This window comes from Marinobacter panjinensis, assembly GCF_005298175.1.
Classification (GTDB): Bacteria; Pseudomonadota; Gammaproteobacteria; order Pseudomonadales; family Oleiphilaceae; genus Marinobacter; species Marinobacter panjinensis.
Genome location: NZ_SZYH01000003.1, coordinates 165,220 through 186,342, shown reverse-complemented (window position 1 = coordinate 186,342; position 21,123 = coordinate 165,220). Strand labels below are relative to the sequence as shown.

At 55.0% G+C, this 21,123-nt stretch carries 31 protein-coding genes; all 31 read left to right on the top strand.

What is annotated here, in order from left to right; genetic code table 11:
- Positions 1-13 precede the first annotated feature (13 nt).
- The 31 genes from rpoC (at position 14) to rpsD (ending at position 21,091) form a co-directional block, all read left to right on the top strand.
- Positions 14-4,228 carry a DNA-directed RNA polymerase subunit beta' gene (gene rpoC / locus FDP08_RS20115; protein WP_137438074.1) on the top strand — a complete coding sequence of 1,405 codons (4,215 nt, stop codon included), beginning with the start codon at positions 14-16 and terminating at the stop codon, positions 4,226-4,228.
- A 168-nt stretch (positions 4,229-4,396) separates the two neighbouring features.
- Positions 4,397-4,771: a 30S ribosomal protein S12 gene (rpsL, locus tag FDP08_RS20110; RefSeq protein ID WP_106670730.1), complete on the top strand. Its 375-nt coding sequence runs from the start codon at positions 4,397-4,399 to the stop codon at positions 4,769-4,771.
- A gap of 113 nt (positions 4,772-4,884) precedes the next feature.
- Positions 4,885-5,355: a 30S ribosomal protein S7 gene (gene rpsG, locus FDP08_RS20105; protein WP_137438073.1), complete on the top strand. Its 471-nt coding sequence runs from the start codon at positions 4,885-4,887 to the stop codon at positions 5,353-5,355.
- Between the two features lie 18 nt (positions 5,356-5,373).
- Complete coding sequence (gene fusA / locus FDP08_RS20100; protein WP_137438072.1) at positions 5,374-7,479, top strand: elongation factor G; 2,106 nt, start codon at positions 5,374-5,376, stop codon at positions 7,477-7,479.
- A 35-nt stretch (positions 7,480-7,514) separates the two neighbouring features.
- Entirely contained in the window at positions 7,515-8,711 is a 1,197-nt protein-coding gene (gene tuf / locus FDP08_RS20095) for an elongation factor Tu (RefSeq protein WP_137438071.1), read from the top strand.
- A 192-nt stretch (positions 8,712-8,903) separates the two neighbouring features.
- Positions 8,904-9,215: a 30S ribosomal protein S10 gene (gene rpsJ, locus FDP08_RS20090; protein ID WP_004580743.1), complete on the top strand. Its 312-nt coding sequence runs from the start codon at positions 8,904-8,906 to the stop codon at positions 9,213-9,215.
- Positions 9,216-9,287: 72 nt separating this feature from the next.
- Positions 9,288-9,926 (top strand): 50S ribosomal protein L3, encoded by a 639-nt coding sequence (gene rplC / locus FDP08_RS20085; RefSeq protein ID WP_137438070.1) that lies wholly within the window; start codon positions 9,288-9,290, stop codon positions 9,924-9,926.
- Positions 9,927-9,937: 11 nt separating this feature from the next.
- Entirely contained in the window at positions 9,938-10,543 is a 606-nt protein-coding gene (gene rplD, locus FDP08_RS20080; RefSeq protein ID WP_137438069.1) for a 50S ribosomal protein L4, read from the top strand.
- A complete protein-coding gene (gene rplW / locus FDP08_RS20075) occupies positions 10,540-10,833 on the top strand; it encodes a 50S ribosomal protein L23 (RefSeq protein ID WP_137438068.1) in 294 nt (97 codons plus the stop codon). The genes rplD and rplW overlap by 4 nt, the downstream gene beginning before the upstream one ends.
- 17 nt (positions 10,834-10,850) lie before the next feature.
- The gene (gene rplB / locus FDP08_RS20070) at positions 10,851-11,678 is read left to right on the top strand and encodes a 50S ribosomal protein L2 (protein WP_114614098.1); all 828 of its coding nucleotides are present in this window, start codon (positions 10,851-10,853) and stop codon (positions 11,676-11,678) included.
- Between the two features lie 23 nt (positions 11,679-11,701).
- Positions 11,702-11,977 carry a 30S ribosomal protein S19 gene (gene rpsS / locus FDP08_RS20065; RefSeq protein WP_114614099.1) on the top strand — a complete coding sequence of 92 codons (276 nt, stop codon included), beginning with the start codon at positions 11,702-11,704 and terminating at the stop codon, positions 11,975-11,977.
- Between the two features lie 16 nt (positions 11,978-11,993).
- Positions 11,994-12,326, top strand: a complete 333-nt coding sequence (rplV, locus tag FDP08_RS20060) for a 50S ribosomal protein L22 (protein WP_007154010.1) — start codon at positions 11,994-11,996, stop codon at positions 12,324-12,326.
- Between the two features lie 11 nt (positions 12,327-12,337).
- Positions 12,338-13,021, top strand: a complete 684-nt coding sequence (rpsC, locus tag FDP08_RS20055) for a 30S ribosomal protein S3 (protein WP_137438067.1) — start codon at positions 12,338-12,340, stop codon at positions 13,019-13,021.
- A gap of 12 nt (positions 13,022-13,033) precedes the next feature.
- Positions 13,034-13,447, top strand: a complete 414-nt coding sequence (rplP, locus tag FDP08_RS20050) for a 50S ribosomal protein L16 (protein WP_027830882.1) — start codon at positions 13,034-13,036, stop codon at positions 13,445-13,447.
- Positions 13,447-13,638, top strand: a complete 192-nt coding sequence (gene rpmC, locus FDP08_RS20045) for a 50S ribosomal protein L29 (protein WP_007154007.1) — start codon at positions 13,447-13,449, stop codon at positions 13,636-13,638. Before rplP ends, rpmC begins: the two co-directional genes overlap by 1 nt.
- A gap of 1 nt (position 13,639) precedes the next feature.
- On the top strand, positions 13,640-13,906 hold the full coding sequence (gene rpsQ / locus FDP08_RS20040; RefSeq protein ID WP_007154006.1) for a 30S ribosomal protein S17: 267 nt from the start codon (positions 13,640-13,642) through the stop codon (positions 13,904-13,906).
- A 58-nt stretch (positions 13,907-13,964) separates the two neighbouring features.
- Positions 13,965-14,333 (top strand): 50S ribosomal protein L14, encoded by a 369-nt coding sequence (gene rplN / locus FDP08_RS20035; protein WP_007154005.1) that lies wholly within the window; start codon positions 13,965-13,967, stop codon positions 14,331-14,333.
- Between the two features lie 16 nt (positions 14,334-14,349).
- The gene (gene rplX, locus FDP08_RS20030; protein ID WP_135956417.1) at positions 14,350-14,670 is read left to right on the top strand and encodes a 50S ribosomal protein L24; all 321 of its coding nucleotides are present in this window, start codon (positions 14,350-14,352) and stop codon (positions 14,668-14,670) included.
- A 15-nt stretch (positions 14,671-14,685) separates the two neighbouring features.
- The gene (rplE, locus tag FDP08_RS20025; RefSeq protein WP_036203346.1) at positions 14,686-15,225 is read left to right on the top strand and encodes a 50S ribosomal protein L5; all 540 of its coding nucleotides are present in this window, start codon (positions 14,686-14,688) and stop codon (positions 15,223-15,225) included.
- A 12-nt stretch (positions 15,226-15,237) separates the two neighbouring features.
- On the top strand, positions 15,238-15,543 hold the full coding sequence (gene rpsN / locus FDP08_RS20020) for a 30S ribosomal protein S14 (protein ID WP_137438066.1): 306 nt from the start codon (positions 15,238-15,240) through the stop codon (positions 15,541-15,543).
- A gap of 89 nt (positions 15,544-15,632) precedes the next feature.
- Positions 15,633-16,025 (top strand): 30S ribosomal protein S8, encoded by a 393-nt coding sequence (gene rpsH, locus FDP08_RS20015; RefSeq protein WP_137438065.1) that lies wholly within the window; start codon positions 15,633-15,635, stop codon positions 16,023-16,025.
- A gap of 9 nt (positions 16,026-16,034) precedes the next feature.
- Positions 16,035-16,568 carry a 50S ribosomal protein L6 gene (gene rplF / locus FDP08_RS20010; protein WP_137438064.1) on the top strand — a complete coding sequence of 178 codons (534 nt, stop codon included), beginning with the start codon at positions 16,035-16,037 and terminating at the stop codon, positions 16,566-16,568.
- Positions 16,569-16,577: 9 nt separating this feature from the next.
- Entirely contained in the window at positions 16,578-16,925 is a 348-nt protein-coding gene (gene rplR / locus FDP08_RS20005; protein ID WP_137438063.1) for a 50S ribosomal protein L18, read from the top strand.
- Positions 16,926-16,937: 12 nt separating this feature from the next.
- Positions 16,938-17,438, top strand: coding sequence for a 30S ribosomal protein S5 (rpsE, locus tag FDP08_RS20000; RefSeq protein WP_007153998.1), 501 nt, complete (start codon positions 16,938-16,940; stop codon positions 17,436-17,438).
- A gap of 4 nt (positions 17,439-17,442) precedes the next feature.
- Complete coding sequence (gene rpmD, locus FDP08_RS19995) at positions 17,443-17,631, top strand: 50S ribosomal protein L30 (RefSeq protein ID WP_137438062.1); 189 nt, start codon at positions 17,443-17,445, stop codon at positions 17,629-17,631.
- A gap of 1 nt (position 17,632) precedes the next feature.
- A complete protein-coding gene (rplO, locus tag FDP08_RS19990; protein WP_137438061.1) occupies positions 17,633-18,067 on the top strand; it encodes a 50S ribosomal protein L15 in 435 nt (144 codons plus the stop codon).
- Between the two features lie 17 nt (positions 18,068-18,084).
- Entirely contained in the window at positions 18,085-19,407 is a 1,323-nt protein-coding gene (secY, locus tag FDP08_RS19985) for a preprotein translocase subunit SecY (protein WP_137438060.1), read from the top strand.
- Positions 19,408-19,437: 30 nt separating this feature from the next.
- Complete coding sequence (gene rpmJ / locus FDP08_RS19980; RefSeq protein WP_008174902.1) at positions 19,438-19,551, top strand: 50S ribosomal protein L36; 114 nt, start codon at positions 19,438-19,440, stop codon at positions 19,549-19,551.
- Positions 19,552-19,692: 141 nt separating this feature from the next.
- Positions 19,693-20,049, top strand: a complete 357-nt coding sequence (gene rpsM, locus FDP08_RS19975) for a 30S ribosomal protein S13 (RefSeq protein WP_027830890.1) — start codon at positions 19,693-19,695, stop codon at positions 20,047-20,049.
- A gap of 13 nt (positions 20,050-20,062) precedes the next feature.
- Entirely contained in the window at positions 20,063-20,452 is a 390-nt protein-coding gene (gene rpsK, locus FDP08_RS19970) for a 30S ribosomal protein S11 (protein WP_004580767.1), read from the top strand.
- Between the two features lie 18 nt (positions 20,453-20,470).
- Positions 20,471-21,091: a 30S ribosomal protein S4 gene (gene rpsD, locus FDP08_RS19965; RefSeq protein ID WP_137438059.1), complete on the top strand. Its 621-nt coding sequence runs from the start codon at positions 20,471-20,473 to the stop codon at positions 21,089-21,091.
- Positions 21,092-21,123: the final 32 nt, after the last annotated feature.

The following is a 21,123-nucleotide window of genomic DNA, read 5'->3' as shown; positions in this document are numbered from 1 at the left end:
GGAGCTGTTACTGATGAAAGATTTGCTGAATCTTCTCAAAAACCAGAACCAGAAGCAGGAATTTGACGCCATCCGTATTGGGCTGGCGTCTCCTGACATGATCCGTTCATGGTCTTTTGGTGAGGTCAAAAAGCCTGAGACCATCAACTACCGTACGTTCAAACCTGAGCGTGACGGTCTTTTCTGTGCCAAGATCTTCGGCCCGATCAAGGATTACGAGTGCCTTTGCGGCAAGTACAAGCGCCTCAAGCACCGTGGTGTCATCTGCGAGAAGTGTGGTGTTGAAGTGGCACTGGCCAGTGTGCGCCGTGAGCGCATGGGTCATATCGAGCTTGCCAGCCCGGTCGCCCATATCTGGTTCCTGAAATCACTGCCGTCCCGCATCGGTCTGATGCTGGACATGACCCTGCGCGATATTGAACGGGTTCTTTATTTCGAATCGTTCATTGTTATCGAGCCGGGCATGACGACCCTTGAGAAAGGGCAGCTGCTGAACGACGAGCAGTACTACGAAGCGCTGGAAGAGTTCGGCGACGAGTTCGACGCCCGCATGGGTGCCGAAGCCGTCCAGGAACTGCTGGAAGGTATTGATCTGCAGGCCGAGGTTGAAGCCCTGCGGGAAGAGATTCCCCAGACCAACTCAGAAACCAAGATCAAGAAATTCAGCAAGCGCCTGAAAATTCTCGAGGCCTTCCTGTACTCCGGTAACAAGCCGGGCGACATGGTCATGACCGTGCTGCCGGTTCTGCCGCCGGATCTGCGTCCGCTGGTACCGTTGGACGGTGGCCGTTTCGCCACTTCCGACCTGAACGATCTGTACCGTCGGGTGATCAACCGGAACAACCGTCTCAAGCGCCTGCTGGAGCTCAATGCTCCGGATATCATTGTGCGTAACGAGAAGCGGATGCTGCAGGAAGCCGTGGACGCACTGCTGGACAACGGCCGTCGTGGTCGCGCCATTACCGGCACCAACAAGCGCCCGCTGAAGTCCCTGGCAGACATGATCAAGGGTAAGCAGGGTCGCTTCCGTCAGAACCTGCTCGGTAAGCGAGTGGATTACTCCGGTCGTTCGGTGATCGTGGTAGGTCCCTACCTGCGCCTGCACCAGTGCGGTCTTCCCAAGAAGATGGCGCTGGAACTGTTCAAGCCGTTTATTTTCTCCAAGCTGGAGCACCGTGGTCTGGCGACCACTATCAAGGCCGCCAAGAAAATGGTCGAGCGCGAGGAAGGCGTGGTCTGGGATATCCTGGACGAGGTCATCCGCGAGCATCCGATCATGCTCAACCGGGCACCCACGCTTCACCGTCTGGGTATCCAGGCGTTCGAGCCGGTATTGATTGAAGGTAAAGCGATCCAGCTGCACCCGCTGGTGTGCGCGGCCTACAACGCCGACTTCGACGGTGACCAGATGGCGGTCCACGTACCGCTGACCCTGGAAGCCCAGCTCGAAGCCCGTGCGTTGATGATGTCCACCAACAACGTGTTGTCGCCGGCTAACGGCGAGCCGATCATCGTGCCGTCTCAGGACGTGGTACTGGGTCTTTACTACATGACCCGTGACCGCAAGAGTGCGCTTGGTGAAGGCATGGTGTTTGCCGATGTCAAAGAGGCGCACCGCGCCTATGGCGCCGGCAAGGTGGATCTTCAGGCCATGGTCAAGGTCCGCGTTAAAGAAGTGACCTATGACGAAAACGGCGAGAAGATTGAAGTGCTCAAGATCGTGGAAACCACGGTCGGCCGTGCACTGCTGTTTGATATCGTGCCTGACGGCCTGTCCTACGACATCGTCAACAAGCCGATGGTCAAAAAGGCGATCTCCAACCTGATCAACACCTGTTACCGCGATGCGGGTCTGAAAGACACCGTGATTTTTGCGGATCAGCTGATGTACATGGGCTATCACTTCGCGACGGTTTCAGGGATTTCAATCGGCTTTAATGACTTCGAGATCCCTCCAGAGAAGTACGAGCTGGTAGATGCGGCATCGGAAGAAGTTAAGGACATCGAAACCCAGTACGCGTCCGGTCTGCTGACCCAGGGCGAGAAGTACAACAAGGTTATCGATATCTGGTCCCGCGCCAACGACAAAGTGTCCAAGGCGATGATGGACCGTCTGTCCCAGGAACAGGTTATCGGTCCTGACGGCAAGCCTGTGAAGGGTGAGAACGGCGAAGATCTGATGCAGGAGTCGTTCAACTCCGTTTATATGATGGCCGACTCTGGTGCACGGGGTTCCCCCGCCCAGATTCGTCAGCTGGCTGGTATGCGTGGTCTGATGGCCAAGCCGGACGGCTCGATCATTGAAACCCCGATCACCGCGAATTTCCGTGAAGGTCTGAACGTACTTCAGTACTTCATCTCCACCCACGGTGCCCGTAAGGGTCTGGCGGATACGGCGCTTAAGACTGCGAACTCAGGTTACCTGACTCGCCGCCTCGTGGATGTTTCCCAGGATCTGGTCGTTACCGAAGAAGACTGTGGTACCGAGGAAGGCCTGCTGATGACGCCGCACATCGAAGGCGGCGACGTGGTTGTACCTCTGGGTGATCGTGTGCTCGGCCGTGTCACCGCACGCGCTGCGTTCACGCCTACCGACAAGGACAATGCCATTGTTGAATCCGGCGTATTGCTGGATGAGAAAGCGGTTGAGTCACTTGAGCGTGCTGGTGTGGACGAGGTCTGGGTTCGCTCTGCGATTACCTGTGAGACCCGCCACGGCATCTGTTCCAAGTGCTACGGTCGTGACCTTGCGCGGGGCCATCAGGTCAACGTTGGGGAGGCCGTCGGTGTTATCGCGGCACAATCCATCGGTGAGCCTGGTACCCAGCTGACCATGCGTACGTTCCACATTGGTGGTGCGGCGAGCCGGGCCTCCGCGGTCGACAATATCCAGGTCAAGCACGGCGGCACCGTTCGCCTGCACAATCTGAAGTCCATCGAGAAGAGCGACGGCACGCTGGTAGTGATCTCCCGCTCCTCTGCGCTGGCGATTGCTGATGAGCAGGGCCGTGAGCGTGAGTGGTACAAGCTTCCCTATGGCGCAGTGCTGTCGGTCAAGCATGGTGACACGGTAGAAGCCGGCGTCGCGGTTGCCAAGTGGGATCCGCACACTCACCCGATCATTGCTGAGGCAGAAGGTACCGTCCGGTTCGTCAACATGGATCAGGGCATTACCGTCCGCACCCAGACAGACGAGCTGACCGGTCTGTCCACGATGGAAGTGATCGATCCCAAGGAGCGTCCTGCGGCTGGCAAGGACATCCGTCCCGCCGTTCAGCTGATCGACGAGCAGGGTAATGACGTCGAGCTGCCAGGTGGCGGTACGGCAATCTTCTTCCTGCCAGCCAATGCGCTGGTGACCATGGCCAACGGTGCCAGGGTCGAACTGGGTGATGTGGTTGCACGTATTCCGCAGGCAAGCTCGAAGACCCGGGATATTACCGGTGGTCTGCCACGGGTTGCTGACCTGTTCGAAGCCCGTCGTCCGAAAGAATCCTCGATCCTGGCGGAAGTCAGTGGTGTGGTTTCATTCGGCAAGGAAACCAAGGGCAAGAAGCGCCTGGTCATTACGCCGAAGGATGCCGACCCCTATGAGGTTCTGATCCCGAAGCATCGCCAGATGAACGTGTTCGAGGGTGAGACAGTCGAGAAGGGTGAGGTTATCTCTGATGGCCCGTCTAACCCGCACGATATTCTGCGCCTGCTGGGTGTAGTGGCGTTGGCGAAGTACATTACCAACGAGATCCAGGACGTGTACCGCCTGCAAGGCGTTGTCATCAATGACAAGCACATCGAGGTTATTGTGCGTCAGATGCTGCGCAAGGTCGAGATTACCGACGCCGGCGATACCAGTCTGCTGGGTGGTGATCAGGTTGAGATCACTCAGTTCATGGAAGAGAACGAGAAAGCAGAAGCGGCCGACAAGGAGCCCGCAAGGTGCGATCGTCTGTTGCTGGGTATCACCAAGGCATCTCTGGCGACAGAGTCCTTCATTTCTGCGGCATCGTTCCAGGAAACCACGCGGGTTCTGACCGAAGGCGCCGTTACCGGCAAGCGGGATTACCTCCGCGGCCTGAAGGAAAACGTGGTGGTGGGTCGCCTGATTCCGGCTGGTACCGGTCTCGCCTACCACGCAGAGCGCAAGCGTAAGCGTGAACTGGAAGCGCAGGGCGTAACCGCAGCGGATGTGGAAGAAGCCCTGAGTGCCGAGCTGAACCGCGAAAGCTGAGTTGGCCGGCATCGCCACCCGCCGGTAGTTACGTACGCCGCGGGTGGTTAAAAAGAGATCAGTCATCTTGACTGTTAGGGGGCGCAGGCTTACACTTGCGACCCTCAAATTTTACCCCCGCTAGTCGGGGGTAAGTTTCATTGATACGGTTTTTTGGAGTTTGCTTACATGGCAACGATTAATCAGTTGGTGCGTAAGCCTCGTAAACGCAAAGCGGCCAAGAGCGACGTTCCTGCTCTGCAGGCTTGTCCGCAGCGCCGTGGTGTGTGCACTCGTGTATATACCACAACGCCGAAGAAGCCGAACTCAGCACTGCGTAAAGTGTGCCGTGTTCGTCTGACCAACGGCTTCGAGGTTTCCTCATACATTGGCGGTGAAGGTCACAACCTTCAGGAGCACAGTGTAGTGCTTATCCGTGGCGGTCGAGTAAAAGACCTTCCGGGTGTGCGTTATCACACTGTTCGCGGAACGCTGGACACCCAGGGTGTGCAGAACCGTAAGCAGGGCCGCTCCAAGTACGGTGCAAAACGACCCAAGTCCTGATGTCCCACGCGGGTGTCTTTTATCGTTGCTACGTAGAACGGTGAGAGTAAGGCTGAGTAGCTGATGCTATCTCAGGGGTTCCTGAAGACCTTTTAACAGATAAGGGCTTATCGATGCCTAGAAGAAGAGTTGCAGCAAAACGGGAAATTATCCCGGATCCCAAATTCGGCAGTGCACGTCTGGCCAAGTTCATCAACCATGTGATGGAAAGTGGCAAGAAGGGTGTTGCAGAGCGCATTGTTTATGGCGCGCTCGATATCGTTGCCGACAAGTCGAAGGAAGAGCCGGTCGAAATGTTCGAGAAGGCCCTGGAGAACATCCAGCCGATGGTTGAGGTTAAATCCCGTCGCGTGGGTGGTGCTACTTACCAGGTGCCTGTAGAAGTACGGCCTTCCCGTCAGCACGCGCTGGCCATGCGCTGGCTCGTAGAATATTCACGGAAACGTGGTGAAAAGTCCATGGCTCAGCGTCTGGCAGGTGAAATCCTGGATGCCGCTGATAGCAAAGGCTCCGCTGTTAAGAAACGCGAAGACGTTCATCGCATGGCAGAAGCCAACAAGGCGTTCTCTCACTTCCGTTTTTAATCAGCCGAGGTTTATACAGTGGCACGTAAGACTCCGATCAAGAGATACAGAAATATTGGTATTGTCGCGCACGTTGATGCGGGCAAAACCACAACCACCGAGCGGGTCCTGTTCTATACAGGTATTTCCCACAAGATCGGTGAGGTTCACGATGGTGCAGCCACCATGGACTGGATGGAGCAGGAGCAGGAGCGTGGTATTACCATCACGTCTGCTGCAACTACCTGTTTCTGGCAGGGCATGGACAAGCAGTATCCTGAGCACCGCATTAACATCATCGACACCCCGGGTCACGTAGACTTCACCATCGAAGTGGAGCGTTCCCTGCGCGTGCTCGACGGCGCGGTTGTGGTGTTCTGTGGTTCTTCAGGTGTTGAGCCGCAGTCCGAGACTGTCTGGCGTCAGGCTAACAAGTACGAAGTGCCCCGCATGGTGTTCGTCAACAAGATGGATCGTGCCGGCGCCAACTTCCTGCGTGTGGTGGAGCAGATCAAGAAGCGTCTGGGCGCAAACGCTGTTCCGGTCCAGTTGCCGATTGGTTCTGAAGAGAACTTCGCCGGTGTTATCGATCTGATCCGTAACAAGGCGATCTACTGGAACGAAGATGACGCTGGTGCAACCTATGACGAGCGTGATGTTCCGGCGGAAATGACTGGGGAAGTGGCCAAGTACCGCGAAGAAATGATGGAAGCGGCTGCGGAAGCGAACGAAGAGCTGATGGAGCGCTACCTTGAAGAAGGCGAGCTGAACATCGACGACATTAAGAAAGGCCTGCGTATGCGTACGCTTGCCAACGAAATTGTCGTTGCGACCTGTGGCTCTGCGTTTAAGAACAAGGGTGTTCAGGCGGTACTGGATTCTGTTATCGAATTTCTGCCTGCTCCAGACGAAGTCAAGGCGATCCGTGGTGAAGTCGATGAAGATGGCACCGAAGAAACTCGTCAGGCTGATGACGACGCTCCTTTCTCCGCCCTTGCGTTCAAGATCGCCACAGATCCGTTCGTTGGTACTCTTACGTTCTTCAGGGTTTACTCTGGCAAGCTTGAGTCTGGCAACGCGGTTTATAACTCCGTGAAAGGGAAGAAAGAGCGCGTCGGTCGTATGGTGCAGATGCACTCCAAAGAGCGTCAGGAAATCAAAGAAGTACTGGCCGGCGACATTGCCGCTGCTATCGGCCTGAAGAACGTGACAACTGGCGATACTCTGTGTGACGAGAACCACAAGATCATTCTCGAGCGCATGGAGTTTCCGGATCCTGTCATCTCTGTGGCCGTTGAGCCCAAGTCCAAGGCTGATCAAGAGAAGATGGGTATCGCCCTTGGTAAGCTGGCGCAGGAAGATCCGTCTTTCCAGGTTCGCACCGACGAAGAGTCTGGCCAGACGATCATTTCTGGTATGGGTGAGCTTCACCTGGACATCATCGTTGACCGCATGCGTCGCGAGTTCAAGGTGGAAGCAAACATTGGTAAGCCGCAGGTTGCTTACCGTGAGTGCATCCGTAAGAACGTGGATGTGGAAGGCAAGTTCGTACGTCAGTCTGGTGGTCGTGGTCAGTACGGTCACGTCAAGATCAAGCTTGAGCCGCTGCCTCTTGATGATGAAGATGGCGAGAACTTTATCTTCGTGAATGAAATCGTTGGTGGTGTCGTTCCCAAGGAATACATACCTGCTGTCCAGCAAGGCATTCAGGAGCAGATGCAGAACGGCTGTCTGGCCGGTTACCCGCTGCTGCGCATCAAGGCCACGCTGTACGATGGTTCTTACCACGACGTTGACTCCAATGAGATGGCCTTCAAGGTCGCCGGTTCCATGGCGATGAAGAAGGGCGCTCTGGAAGCCAGCCCAGCCCTTCTCGAGCCGATGATGAGGGTAGAGGTTGTTACCCCTGAAGATTACATGGGTGACGTAGTAGGCGACCTGAACCGTCGTCGCGGTCTCGTGCAGGGCATGGAAGACATTCCTGCTGGCAAGCAGATTCGTGCCGAGGTTCCGTTGTCGGAGATGTTCGGTTACGCCACCGATCTGCGTTCTGCAACGCAGGGTCGGGCGTCTTATGCGATGGAGTTCTCCCGCTATATGGAAGCTCCCTCGAACATTGCCGAAGCGATCATTAAAAAGGGTTGATCCCCAGGACTTAAGAAACAGGAAGAGGTGTAACCGTGTCTAAAGCAAAATTTGAGCGTAACAAGCCACACGTAAACGTGGGTACCATTGGTCACGTAGACCATGGCAAGACCACGCTGACAGCCGCGCTGACTCGTGTATGTCACGAAGTGTGGGGTACTGGTAGTGCAAGTGCATTCGATTCTATCGATAACGCGCCGGAAGAGAAGGCTCGTGGTATTACTATCGCGACTTCACACGTTGAATATGATTCACCGGCACGTCACTACGCCCACGTAGACTGCCCGGGCCACGCTGACTATGTGAAGAACATGATCACCGGTGCGGCGCAGATGGACGGTGCTATTCTGGTGTGTTCCGCAGCTGACGGCCCCATGCCGCAGACTCGCGAGCACATCCTGCTGTCCCGCCAGGTAGGCGTACCTTTCATCGTTGTGTTCCTGAACAAGGCGGACATGGTCGATGACGAGGAGCTGCTGGAGCTGGTCGAGATGGAAGTTCGCGAGCTGCTGAGCGCTTACGACTTCCCGGGCGACGACACGCCGATCGTGACCGGTTCCGCGCTGATGGCGCTGGAAGGCAAAGACGATAACGAAATGGGTACTACCGCTGTCAAGAAGCTGGTAGAAGCCCTGGACGAGTACATCCCGGATCCGGAGCGTGCGATTGATCAGCCGTTCCTGATGCCGATCGAGGACGTTTTCTCTATCTCCGGTCGTGGTACGGTTGTGACCGGTCGTGTCGAGCGTGGCGTTATCAAGGTTGGTGAAGAGATCGAGATTGTTGGTATCAAGGATACCGTCAAGACCGTTTGTACCGGCGTTGAGATGTTCCGTAAGCTGCTGGACGAGGGTCGTGCTGGTGAGAACGTGGGCGTACTGCTGCGTGGTACCAAGCGTGACGACGTTGAGCGTGGTCAGGTTCTGTGTAAGCCGGGCACCATCAAGCCGCACACCAAGTTTGAATGCGAAGTGTACGTGCTGAGCAAGGAAGAAGGTGGTCGTCATACGCCGTTCTTCAAGGGCTATCGTCCGCAGTTCTACTTCCGTACCACCGACGTCACAGGTTCCTGTGAGCTGCCGGAAGGTGTGGAGATGGTAATGCCGGGTGACAACGTCAAGATGAGTGTTACCCTGATCAACCCGATCGCCATGGAAGATGGCCTGCGCTTCGCGATTCGCGAAGGCGGCCGTACCGTTGGTGCCGGTGTGGTCTCCAAGATCCTCGAATAATTGATTCGAAAGGTCTGAGGAAAAAGGGGCTGTAACTCAGCCCCTTTTTCTGTTTCAGCCGCACAACCTGACCTGGCGGAGTCACTGCTGAACGCAGTTGACACTGCTGGGTATTATGCATACAATGCGGCTCCTTTTTTTGAAGGTCGGCTAACTAGTTAGTAGCTGCTACGAGTGGAGTTTGGGTGCATCATGCAAAGCCAAAAAATTCGAATCCGGTTGAAGGCGTTTGATTACCGCCTGATCGACCAGTCAACGCAGGAGATTGTCGATACCGCTAAGCGGACCGGCGCTCAAGTGCGTGGACCAATCCCTCTGCCGACGCGGAAGGAAAAGTACACCGTTCTGATTTCCCCGCACGTCAATAAAGACGCGCGCGATCAGTACGAGATTCGTACACACAAGCGTTTGCTGGACATCGTCGAGCCGACGGAAAAGACAGTAGACGCTTTGATGAAGCTGGATCTGGCAGCAGGTGTAGACGTTCAGATCAGCCTCGGCTAACCAAACGGTTAGTCTGTGTAACTGTCATAAGGCCATAGAGGGTGAGAGCCCCGTACACTTAAGAGGTGAAACATGGCAATTGGAATTGTCGGTCGCAAGGCCGGTATGACCCGTATTTTTACGGAAGACGGGCAGGCGCTGCCCGTAACGGTAATTGAGGTTGAGCCCAACCGCATTACCCAACTGAAAACTCTTGAAAGCGATGGCTATCGTGCGGTTCAGGTAACCGTTGGAAAGCGTCGTTCCTCACGTGTGACCAAAAGCGAAGCGGGCCATTACGCCAAAGCCGGAGTAGAGGCTGGTCGCGGTCTGTGGGAATTCCGCCTCGCCGATGGCGAAGGTGAAGATCTGGCAGCAGGCGGTGAAATCACTGCTTCCATCTTTGAAGATGGCCAGGTTGTGGATGCTATGGGCCAGTCCAAGGGTAAGGGTTTCCAGGGCGGTGTTAAGCGCTGGAACTTTGCCATGCAGGACGCCACACACGGTAACTCCCTTTCTCATCGTGCACCGGGTTCCATCGGTCAGAACCAGACTCCGGGCAAGGTATTCAAGGGCAAAAAGATGGCGGGCCAGATGGGCAATGCGCAGGTGACTGTGCAGAACCTGCAAGTCGTCCGTGTCGACGCCGAGCGCAACCTTCTGCTGATTCGTGGTGCCGTTCCGGGCGCGACTGGCGGAAATGTTGTCATCAAGCCTGCAGTTAAAGCCTGAGGAGCGGTGCGATGGAATTGACAATTACAGGTAGTGGCGAAGGAATTTCGGTTTCCGACGCTGCATTTGCCAAAGATTTTAACGAGTCTCTGGTTCACCAGGTGGTCACTGCTTATATGGCAGGCGCCCGTCAGGGAACCAAGGCTCAAAAGACGCGTTCCGAAGTCGCTGGTGGTGGCAAGAAGCCATGGCGCCAGAAGGGCACTGGTCGTGCCCGTGCCGGTACAATCCGTAGCCCGATCTGGCGCTCCGGTGGTGTGACTTTTGCTGCCAAGCCTCGTGGCTTTGAGCAGAAAGTTAACCGCAAGATGTACCGCGCAGCGATGCGCTCCATTTTTTCAGAGCTGGTTCGCCAGGAGCGTCTGGTCGTTGTTGACGACATTTCTGTCGACAGCCCCAAGACCAAGGCATTCACTGCCAAGTTGAAGGATATGGGTGTCACCAATGCACTGATTCTCTCCGAAAACGTTGAGCAGAATCTGCATCTGGCATCTCGCAACATTCCGCACGTTGACGTGCGTGATATTGCTGGTCTGGATCCGGTCAGCCTGGTTGCCTTCGAGAAGGTCGTTGTGACTGTTCCCGCTCTGAAGAAAATCGAGGAGATGCTGGGATGAATCAGGAACGTATTTACAAGATTCTTCTTGGGCCCCACGTATCAGAGAAAGCTTCTCTGGTAGCGGAAAGCGGTCAGGTGGTATTTCGTGTCGCCCCTGACGCAACCAAGCCCGAGATCAAGAAAGCCGTTGAGCAGCTGTTCAACGTCACCGTCGAAGGTGTTCAGGTTCTGAACCGTAAGGGTAAGCTCAAGCGTACCGTTCGCGGCTTCGGCAAGCGTACTGACATTCGTAAGGCTTATGTAAAGCTTGCGGACGGTCAGGACATTGATTTTCTGGATGTGGAATAAGGTAAAGGGGTCGTAAAATGCCGATCGTCAAAACCAAGCCAACATCTGCCGGCCGCCGTCACGTTGTTAAGCTCTTTAACCCTGATCTTCACAAGGGGCGCCCTTACGAGCCGTTGGTAGAAACATTAAGCAAATCGGGTGGACGCAACCATTTTGGTCGCATCACAACCCGTCATATCGGTGGTGGCCACAAGAAACACTACCGTGTAATCGACTTTAAGCGGACCAAAGATGGTATCCCGGCGACAATTGAGCGCCTGGAATACGATCCTAACCGCTCTGCGCACATTGCGCTGGTCAAGTACGCCGATGGCGAGCGCCGTTACATCATCGCTCCCAAAGGCATGCAGATCGGTGATCCTGTGCGCTCCGGCATCGACGCGCCGATTAAAGTAGGAAGCACGCTACCGCTCCGGAATATTCCGGTCGGTTCTGTGATTCACTGCGTCGAAATCAAGCCTGGCAAAGGTGCCCAGCTGGCTCGCTCCGCGGGCGCATCCGTACAGCTGGTTGCTCGGGAAGGGGCTTATGCCACCATCCGCCTGCGTTCAGGTGAAATGCGTAAGGTGCTTGTTGACTGTCGTGCAACGTTGGGCGAAGTGTCCAACAGCGAACACAGCCTCAAGCAGCTTGGTAAAGCGGGTGCATCACGTTGGCGCGGTAAACGTCCAACAGTACGTGGTGTTGCTATGAACCCAGTTGACCACCCACATGGTGGTGGTGAAGGGCGTACCTCTGGCGGGCGTCACCCGGTTACTCCGTGGGGTGTTCCGACCAAAGGGCATAAGACTCGTAAGAACAAACGTACTGACAAGATGATAGTACGTCGTCGTTCAGCCAAGTAAACGACTACATAGAGGTAAATGCTGTGCCACGTTCTTTAAAGAAAGGTCCTTTTATAGACCTGCATCTGTTGAAGAAGGTCGAGGCAGCTCTGGAAGCAAATGACAAGCGACCGATCAAAACCTGGTCTCGCCGGTCAACAGTGTTTCCGGAGATGGTAGGCCTGACCATTGCAGTTCACAACGGCAAGCAACACGTGCCGGTTTATGTTACCGAAGATATGGTCGGGCATAAGCTGGGTGAGTTCGCGGCAACGCGTACTTATCGTGGTCATGCGGCCGACAGGAAAGCTAAACGCTGATTGTGAGGTATTAGAAATGGAAGTAGCAGCCAAGTATAAGGGCGCTCGCCTCTCAGCTCAGAAAGCGCGTCTTGTCGCTGACCAAGTACGCGGCAAGGCTGTTGAGGACGCCCTGAACATTCTGACTTTCAGCCCTAAGAAGGCAGCGGTCATTCTCAAGAAAGCTCTTGAGTCTGCCATTGCCAACGCTGAGCACAACGAAGGTCTGGACGTAGATGATCTGCGGGTTTCCACTGTTATGGTGGATGAAGGTCCGACGCTCAAGCGAATCAAAGCTCGAGCCAAGGGGCGCGCTGACCGGATTTTCAAGCGCACCTGTCATATCACCGTCAAGGTCGCCGACAAGTAGGAGATGCTCAGATGGGTCATAAAGTAAATCCAACCGGCATGCGCCTGGGTGTGATCAAAGAGCACAACTCAGTGTGGTACGCCGAAAAAGCGGAATACGCAAACAACCTGTTGAACGATCTCCAGGTTCGCGAATTCCTCGACAAACGCCTGGTTAAGGCGTCTGTCAGCAAGATTGTGATCGAGCGCCCTGCTCAGAACGCCCGTATCACGATCCATACAGCCCGTCCCGGTATCGTTATCGGTAAGAAGGGTGAAGATGTTGACCGTCTGCGTCGCGAAGTCAGCGACATGATGGGTGTGCCTGTGCACATCAACATCGAAGAAGTCCGCAAGCCGGACCTGGATGCCCGCTTGGTCGCGCAGAACGTTGCCGGTCAGCTGGAGCGTCGTGTGATGTTCCGTCGCGCTATGAAGCGTGCGGTTCAGAACGCCATGCGCCAGGGTGCGAAAGGCATCAAGATCCAGGTTGGCGGTCGTCTCGGGGGTGCTGAAATTGCCCGTTCCGAGTGGTATCGCGAAGGTCGTGTACCGCTGCACACACTGCGTGCAGATATCGATTACTCGACCTACGAAGCGAAGACCACTTACGGCATTATCGGCGTCAAGGTATGGATCTTCAAAGGTGAGATTCTTGGTGGTATGGAGCAGGTCCGTGCCGACAAGAAAGCCTCTGGGAAGAAAGGTTCTAAGTAAAGGGGCACTCAAATGCTGCAACCAAAACGCACCAAATTTCGCAAGGTAATGAAAGGCCGTAACACCGGTCTTGCTCACCGTGCTAACAAGGTGAGCTTCGGTGAATACGGATTGAAGGCGACGACCCGTGGGCGTATAACTGCGCGCCAGATCGAAGCAGCGCGTCGTACCATGACTCGTCGCATCAAGCGGGGCGGTAAGATCTGGATCCGGATTTTCCCGGACAAGCCGATCTCCAGCAAGCCGCTGGAAGTACGAATGGGTAAAGGTAAGGGTTCTGTCGAGTATTGGGTGGCTGAGATTCAGCCTGGCCGGATGCTTTATGAGATGGAAGGCGTCTCCGAGGAAATCGCTCGCGATGCATTCACTCTTGCTGCTGCCAAGCTGCCCGTACAGACCACCTTTGTTACGAGGACGGTGATGTGATGAAAGCAACAGAGCTGCGTGACAAGTCAGTCGAGGAGCTGAACAAAGAGCTGATCGACCTCCTGAAGGAGCAGTTCAACCTGCGCATGCGTAAGGCGACAGGTCAGCTGAATCAGTCTCATCTTCTTCCGAAGGTGAAGCGTGACATTGCTCGCGTGAAAACGGTTATGAATGAAAAGGCAGGACAGTAACATGACTGAAGCTACCCAAACTGCCAGAACCCTGAGCGGCAAGGTCGTGAGCAACAAAATGGAGAAATCCATTGTGGTTCTGGTTGAGCGCCAGGTTAAGCATCCTCTGTACGGTAAGTACATGAAGCGCTCATCCAAAATTCACGCTCACGACGAGAGCAATCAGTGCAACATCGGTGACACCGTTACAATCCAGGAAACCCGCCCGGTCTCTAAGACCAAAAGCTGGGCTCTGGTGGAAGTCACCGAACGCGCATCGAAGGTGTAACTCGCCCGGACGGTGAGTCTTGTCGTAACGGCAAAGTGGTTTCTGCTGGAGAACAACCATGATTCAGACTCAAACAATGCTTGAAGTCGCGGACAACAGTGGTGCACGTCAGGTTATGTGCATCAAGGTCCTGGGCGGTTCACATAGGCGTTACGCCAGCGTTGGGGATATCATCAAGGTAACCGTCAAGGAAGCCATCCCCCGCGGTAAAGTGAAAAAAGGCCAGGTCCTGAAAGCTGTCGTTGTACGTACCCGTAAAGGTGTACGTCGTCCCGACGGGTCGCTTATTCGTTTCGACGGAAATGCGGCAGTACTTCTGAACAATCAGGACGCACCAATTGGTACCCGTATCTTCGGACCGGTTACCCGTGAACTGCGCAATGAGAAGTTCATGAAAATTATTTCACTGGCACCCGAAGTACTTTAAGGACCAGAGGCCGGTTATGAAAAAGATCAAACGAGATGACGAAGTAATCGTCACTACGGGGAAAGACCAAGGCAAACGTGGTAAAGTCCTGAAGGTTCAGGACGATGGCCGGGTTGTTGTTTCAGGGATCAATATGATCAAGAAGCACACCAAGCCAAACCCGATGTCGGGCACCCCAGGTGGCATCGTCGAAAAAGAAGCACCTATCCAGGCTTCCAACGTGGCTATTTTTAATCCGCAGACCGGCAAAGCCGATCGCGTAGGCTTCCAGATCAAGGAAGACGGCGCCAAGGTGCGGATTTTTAAGTCCACGAAAGAAGTCGTCGATAACCAGTAAGCGGTGGTGGTTACGATGCTTAACATGAAAGAGCAGTACAGTAAGGAAGTGGTACCCGCCCTGCAGAAAGAGTTCAGCTACAAGAACATTATGCAGGTGCCGCGTATCGAAAAGATCACCCTGAACATGGGTGTCGGCGAAGCGGTCGGTGACAAGAAGCTTATTGAAAATGCCGTGGCGGATCTTGAGCGCCTGGCTGGTCAGAAAGCGGTTGTTACCTTGGCACGTAAATCCGTTGCGGGTTTTAAAATCCGTGAAGGTTGGCCGATCGGTTGTAAAGTTACCCTGCGCGGTGAGCGCATGTGGGACTTCTTTGATCGTCTGGTTCACATTGCGGTACCCCGCATTCGTGACTTCCGCGGTCTGAATCCCAAGTCCTTTGATGGACGTGGTAACTACAGCATGGGCGTGCGTGAGCAGATCATTTTCCCCGAGATCGAGTACGACAGAGTCGACAAGATCCGTGGTCTTGACATCACCATTACCACCACAGCCGGTACCGACGATGAAGGTCGCGAACTGCTGAAAGCCTTTGGCTTTCCGTTCAAGAAATAAGGAACGAGTGTAATGGCTAAGGTTTCCATGAAGAACCGTGAGTTCAAGCGGGAAGCAACCGTCGCGAAATACGCGGCCAAGCGCGCTGAACTCAAGGGAATTATCAAAAACCCGAATTCCAGCGACGACGACCGTTGGAACGCACAGATGAAGCTGCAACAGCTTCCTCGCGATGCGTCTCCCTCGCGTCTTCGTAATCGTTGCCAGATTACAGGTCGTCCCCACGGCGTCCTGCGCAAGTTCAAGCTGTCACGTATCAAGTTGCGTGAAGCTGGCATGCGCGGTGATGTTCCGGGTCTGACCAAAGCAAGCTGGTAAGGCAGGTACTCTGACCGCAGGTCAGGTGCCCGTTGGTAAGCGGTGCGGCGCGCCGCTGCACAACTAAAAAGATCAGGAGTCTCATACCAATGAGTATGCAAGATACGCTTGCGGATATGTTTACCCGTATCCGTAATGCACAGATGGCACAAAAGGTCGATGTGGCCATGCCGTCTTCAAAGATGAAGATCTCCGTAGCCCAGGTCCTCAAGGACGAAGGTTACGTAGCCGATTTTTCCGTCTCAGCTGACGCGAAGCCCGAGTTGACCATTAGCCTCAAGTACTTCGGCGGTAAGCCGGTTATTGAGGAAATCAAAAGGGTCAGCCGTCCGAGTCTGCGCCAGTACAAGGGCGCTGGGGAACTGCCGAAAGTATCCGGCGGTCTGGGAGTCGCGATTGTCTCTACGTCCAGGGGCGTAATGACAGACCGCGCTGCACGTGCTGCCGGCGTGGGTGGCGAAGTCATCTGCACCGTATTTTAGGAGATACACATGTCCAGGGTTGCCAATAATCCTGTCGTGCTGCCTTCCGGTGTTGAGGTTAAGCTGAACGGACAGGAAATTAATGTGAAGGGGTCCAAGGGATCGCTTCAATTCACCATCCATAACGTGGTTGACGTAACGCAGGAAGAAAATGTCCTTCGCTTCGCCGCCCGTGATGGAGCCAAACAGTCCCGCGCTCTTGCTGGTACTACCCGCGCACTGGTCAACAATATGGTGACCGGTGTGACGACAGGCTTCGAGCGCAAGCTCGCGCTGACGGGCGTAGGCTACCGTGCCCAGGCGCAAGGTAAGAAGCTCAATCTGACACTGGGGTTTTCACACCCGGTCGAGTATGAGCTGCCCGAGGGGATTACCGCTGAAACTCCGTCCAATACGGAAGTTGTGATTCGCGGAATCGACAAGCAACAGGTTGGCCAGGTCGCTGCTGAGATCCGTTCATTCCGTCCGCCAGAGCCTTATAAAGGCAAGGGTGTTCGTTATGCGGATGAGCAGGTCAGACGCAAAGAAGCCAAGAAGAAATAAGGCGGGACTATGAGCGCGAATAACGAAAGATTGCGTCGCGCACGCAAAGTGCGCATGAAGATCCGTAAGTTGGGTACCAACCGCCTGTGTGTACATCGTACACCGCGGCACATGTATGCCCAGGTTACGACTGCAGACGGCAGCAAGGTGCTGGCGACTGCCTCCACGTTGGATAAGGACCTGCGCCAGGGTGCAACCGGTAACGTGGACGCTGCCAAAAAGGTCGGTCAGCTGATTGCTGAGCGTGCCAAGGCAGCAGGTGTAGAGCAGGTCGCTTTTGACCGCTCCGGTTACCGTTATCATGGTCGCGTTCAGGCTCTGGCCGACGCAGCCCGTGAAGCTGGCTTGCAATTCTAAGAGGTGGAGAAGATGAGCGTTAACGAACAGAAGGCGCCTGAGCTCCAGGAGAAGCTGGTTCAGGTCAATCGCGTCGCCAAGGTTGTTAAAGGCGGTCGTATTTTTGCCTTCACTGCACTGACTGTAGTGGGTGATGGTAAAGGACGCGTTGGTTTCGGTCGTGGCAAGGCGCGTGAAGTGCCGGTTGCGATCCAGAAAGCGATGGAAGCTGCACGCAAGAACATGGTCGACATCCCGCTTGACGGAAACACCCTGCAGTACGCGGTTAAAGCGCAGCATGGTGGCTCCAAGGTCTACATGCAGCCGGCATCAGAAGGTACCGGTATCATCGCCGGTGGTGCGATGCGTGCGGTACTGGAAGTTGCGGGTGTGCAGAACGTACTGTCCAAGTGTTACGGGTCTACCAACCCGGTGAACGTGGTACGTTCCACCATCAAGGGTCTCCAGGCAACTCAAGCGCCTGAAGATATTGCAGCCAAGCGCGGTAAATCCGTGGAAGAGATTCTGGGTTGAAGTCATGGCGAACGCAAAAACGATCAAAGTAACACTGACCCGCAGCCCCATCGGCTGTCAGCCCAAGCACAAACTGTGTGTGAAGGGCCTGGGTCTCCGTAAAATCGGTCACACCGTGGAAGTGGAAGATACACCGTCCATCCGCGGCATGATCAACCGGGTTAACTACCTGGTGCAGGTAGAGGAGAGCTAAGATGCGTCTGAACGAACTTAGTCCAGAGCCTGGTTCACGTCCCGCCGCCAAGCGTGTGGGTCGCGGTATCGGCAGCGGCCTCGGCAAGACCGGCGGTCGTGGTCACAAGGGTCTTAAAGCCCGTTCCGGTGGCAGTGTAGCTCCCGGTTTCGAGGGTGGTCAGCAGCCGTTGGCCCGTCGTCTGCCGAAATTTGGTTTCACCTCGCGCCAGCAGCGCTATGTGGCCGAAATTCGTCTAAACGAACTGGCGAAAGTTGACGGCGATATTGCCGATCTCGAGGCTCTGAAGAAAGCTGACATCGTTCGCGAGGAAATTCGTGAGGCGAAGGTCATTCTGTCCGGCGAACTGAGCCGTGCGGTGACCGTCAAGGGTCTGAAAGTGACCAAAGGCGCACGCGAGGCGATCACCGCCGCGGGCGGTAAAGTCGAAGACTAAGGCGAGTCGAGGACTAAATGGCCAAGAACGCATCATTGCCTGCGGGCGCGGGTAAAGGACTGGCAGAGCTGCGATCGCGGCTCTGGTTTGTCTTCCTGGCATTGCTGGTGTACCGGATCGGTGCCCACATTCCGGTGCCGGGTATCAACCCCGATCGTCTGGCAGCATTGTTTGAGCAGAATCAGGGCACAATCCTGAGCATGTTCAACATGTTTTCCGGTGGTGCGCTTGAGCGGATGAGTATCTTCGCACTTGGTATCATGCCGTACATATCGGCCTCTATCATCATGCAGCTCATGACAGCGGTCAATCCGACACTGGAGCAGCTGAAGAAAGAGGGCGAGGCTGGTCGTCGCAAGATCAGTCAGTACACGCGGTATGGTACGGTTATCCTGGCCCTGGTTCAGGGCTTTGGTATTTCTGTCGGGCTGGCCTCTCAGGGTGTGACCTTTAACGACAGCTTCAGCTTCCACTTTGTGGCGGTGGTTTCATTCGTCAGTGGTGCCGTGTTCATGATGTGGCTGGGTGAGCAGATCACCGAGCGCGGCGTTGGCAACGGCATATCGTTGCTGATCTTTGCCGGCATCGTTGCGGGTCTGCCAGGGGCCATTGGTCAGACACTGGAGCAGGCACGTAATGGTGAGATGAGCCTGCTGGTGGTTCTGGGTATCGCTATCCTGGCCATTGCCGTGGTTGGCTTTGTGGTGTTCATGGAGCGCGGACAGCGTCGCCTGACCATCAACTATGCCAAGCGGCAGCAGGGTCGACGTGTGTTTGCCCAGCAATCCAGCCATCTGCCGTTGAAGGTGAATATGGCCGGCGTTATTCCGCCGATCTTTGCCTCCTCCATTCTGCTGTTCCCGGCGTCATTGGGGCAGTGGTTCGGCCAGGGCGAAGGTATGGAGTGGCTGAGTGATGTTTCCCAGGCACTGGCACCGAGTCAGCCCCTGTACATCATCCTGTTTGCGGCAGCAGTGGTATTCTTCTGCTTCTTCTATACAGCGTTGATGTACAACCCGAAAGAAGTTGCGGATAACCTCAAGCGCTCAGGCGCCTTTATTCCGGGCATCCGTCCGGGCGACCAGACCGCCAAGTATATTGATGGTGTGCTGACTCGTCTGACGCTGTTCGGTGCAATGTACATTGCAGCAGTTTCCCTGTTCCCTCAGTTCCTGATGGTGGCCGGGAATGTTCCGTTCTATCTGGGCGGCACGTCACTGCTGATTGTTGTAGTCGTGGTGATGGATTTCATGGCTCAGGTTCAGTCGCACCTGATGTCTCATCAATATGATTCGTTGATGAAGAAGTCCAATCTCAAGGGCTATGGTCGGAACGGTTAATCCCGTTCCCCTTGAAAACTGGAGTCGACAATGAAAGTACGCGCTTCGGTAAAGAAAATTTGCCGTAACTGCAAAGTAATTCGTCGCAATGGCTCGGTAAGAGTCATTTGCTCGGAGCCTCGTCACAAGCAGCGCCAGGGTTAATCCTTACGGATTCAGCACTGACATTGCAGAGGGTACGATTAATAGCGCTTGACCTCAGGTGGGGTCAGGCGCTATTATTTCGCGCCCTTTTATAGTGGCGGAAAATTCACACAGCAAAGCTTTGAACGCGGAGTAATTTGGATGGCACGTATAGCCGGTGTCAATATACCCGATCACAAACATGCTGTTATCTCGCTGACTTACATTTTTGGAGTCGGCCGGACAGCAGCCCAGAAGCTTTGCGATGCAACCGGTGTAAAGCCGGACGTCAAGGTCAAAGACCTGTCCGACGAGCAGCTTGAATCACTTCGTACCGAAGTAGGCAAGCTGGCCGTTGAAGGCGATCTGCGTCGTGAAGTTCAGATGAACATTAAGCGTTTGAAGGATCTCGGTTGCCACCGTGGTCTGCGTCATCGTCATGGCCTTCCGGTCCGTGGCCAGCGCACAAAGACCAACGCACGCACCCGTAAAGGTCCTCGCAAACCTATTCGTAAGTAACAGGTAGGCAAACATGGCAAAGCCAGGTACACGTACCCGTAAAAAGGTGAAAAAGACGGTTGTTGATGGCGTCGCGCACATTCACGCGTCCTTCAACAACACTATCGTGACCATTTCTGACCGTCAGGGCAACGTATTGTCCTGGGCCACCTCTGGTGGTTCCGGTTTCCGTGGGTCACGCAAGAGTACACCTTTTGCTGCGCAGGTAGCAGCTGAAAGAGCCGGTAATGCGGCTGCTGAATACGGCCTTAAAAACCTGGACGTAGAGGTTAAAGGTCCGGGGCCCGGACGTGAATCCGCTGTACGCGCGCTGAATGGCTGCGGGTACAAGATCACCAACATCACTGATGTGACGCCGATTCCCCATAACGGTTGTCGTCCGCCCAAAAAGCGCCGCGTCTAACACAGGAGACAGTGAATTATGGCTCGTTACATAGGCCCGAAGTGCAAGCTGTCTCGTCGTGAAGGGACAGATCTTTTTCTGAAGAGCGGTGTTCGCGCGCTTGATACAAAGTGCAACATCGAGACTCCGCCGGGTATGCACGGCGCGCGTCGCGGTCGTCTGTCCGAATATGGCGTACAGCTTCGTGAAAAGCAGAAGGTCCGTCGTATCTACGGCGTACTGGAAAAGCAATTCCGCAACTATTACAAAGAGGCCGCCCGCATCAAGGGTGCAACTGGTGAAAACCTGTTGCAACTGCTGGAAGGCCGTCTTGATAACGTTGTATATCGCATGGGTTTTGGTTCTACCCGTGCTGAGTCCCGTCAGCTCGTTTCTCACAAAGCGATCCTGGTCAACGATAAGCTGGTGAACATTCCGTCTTATCAGGTCAAGGCCGGTGATGTTGTGAGTGTGCGTGAGAAGGCAAAAAACCAGCTTCGCGTTAAAGGCGCACTGGATCTGTCTTCCAGCCGCGCACCGGTGAGCTGGGTAGAGGTCGACGCCAGCAAGATGTCCGGCGTTTACAGGTCAGTGCCTGAGCGCACTGAATTGCCGGCCGACATCAACGAGAACCTCATCGTCGAGCTTTACTCCAAGTAAAGCCCAGTTAGCAACGAGAGCAATTAGGGGCG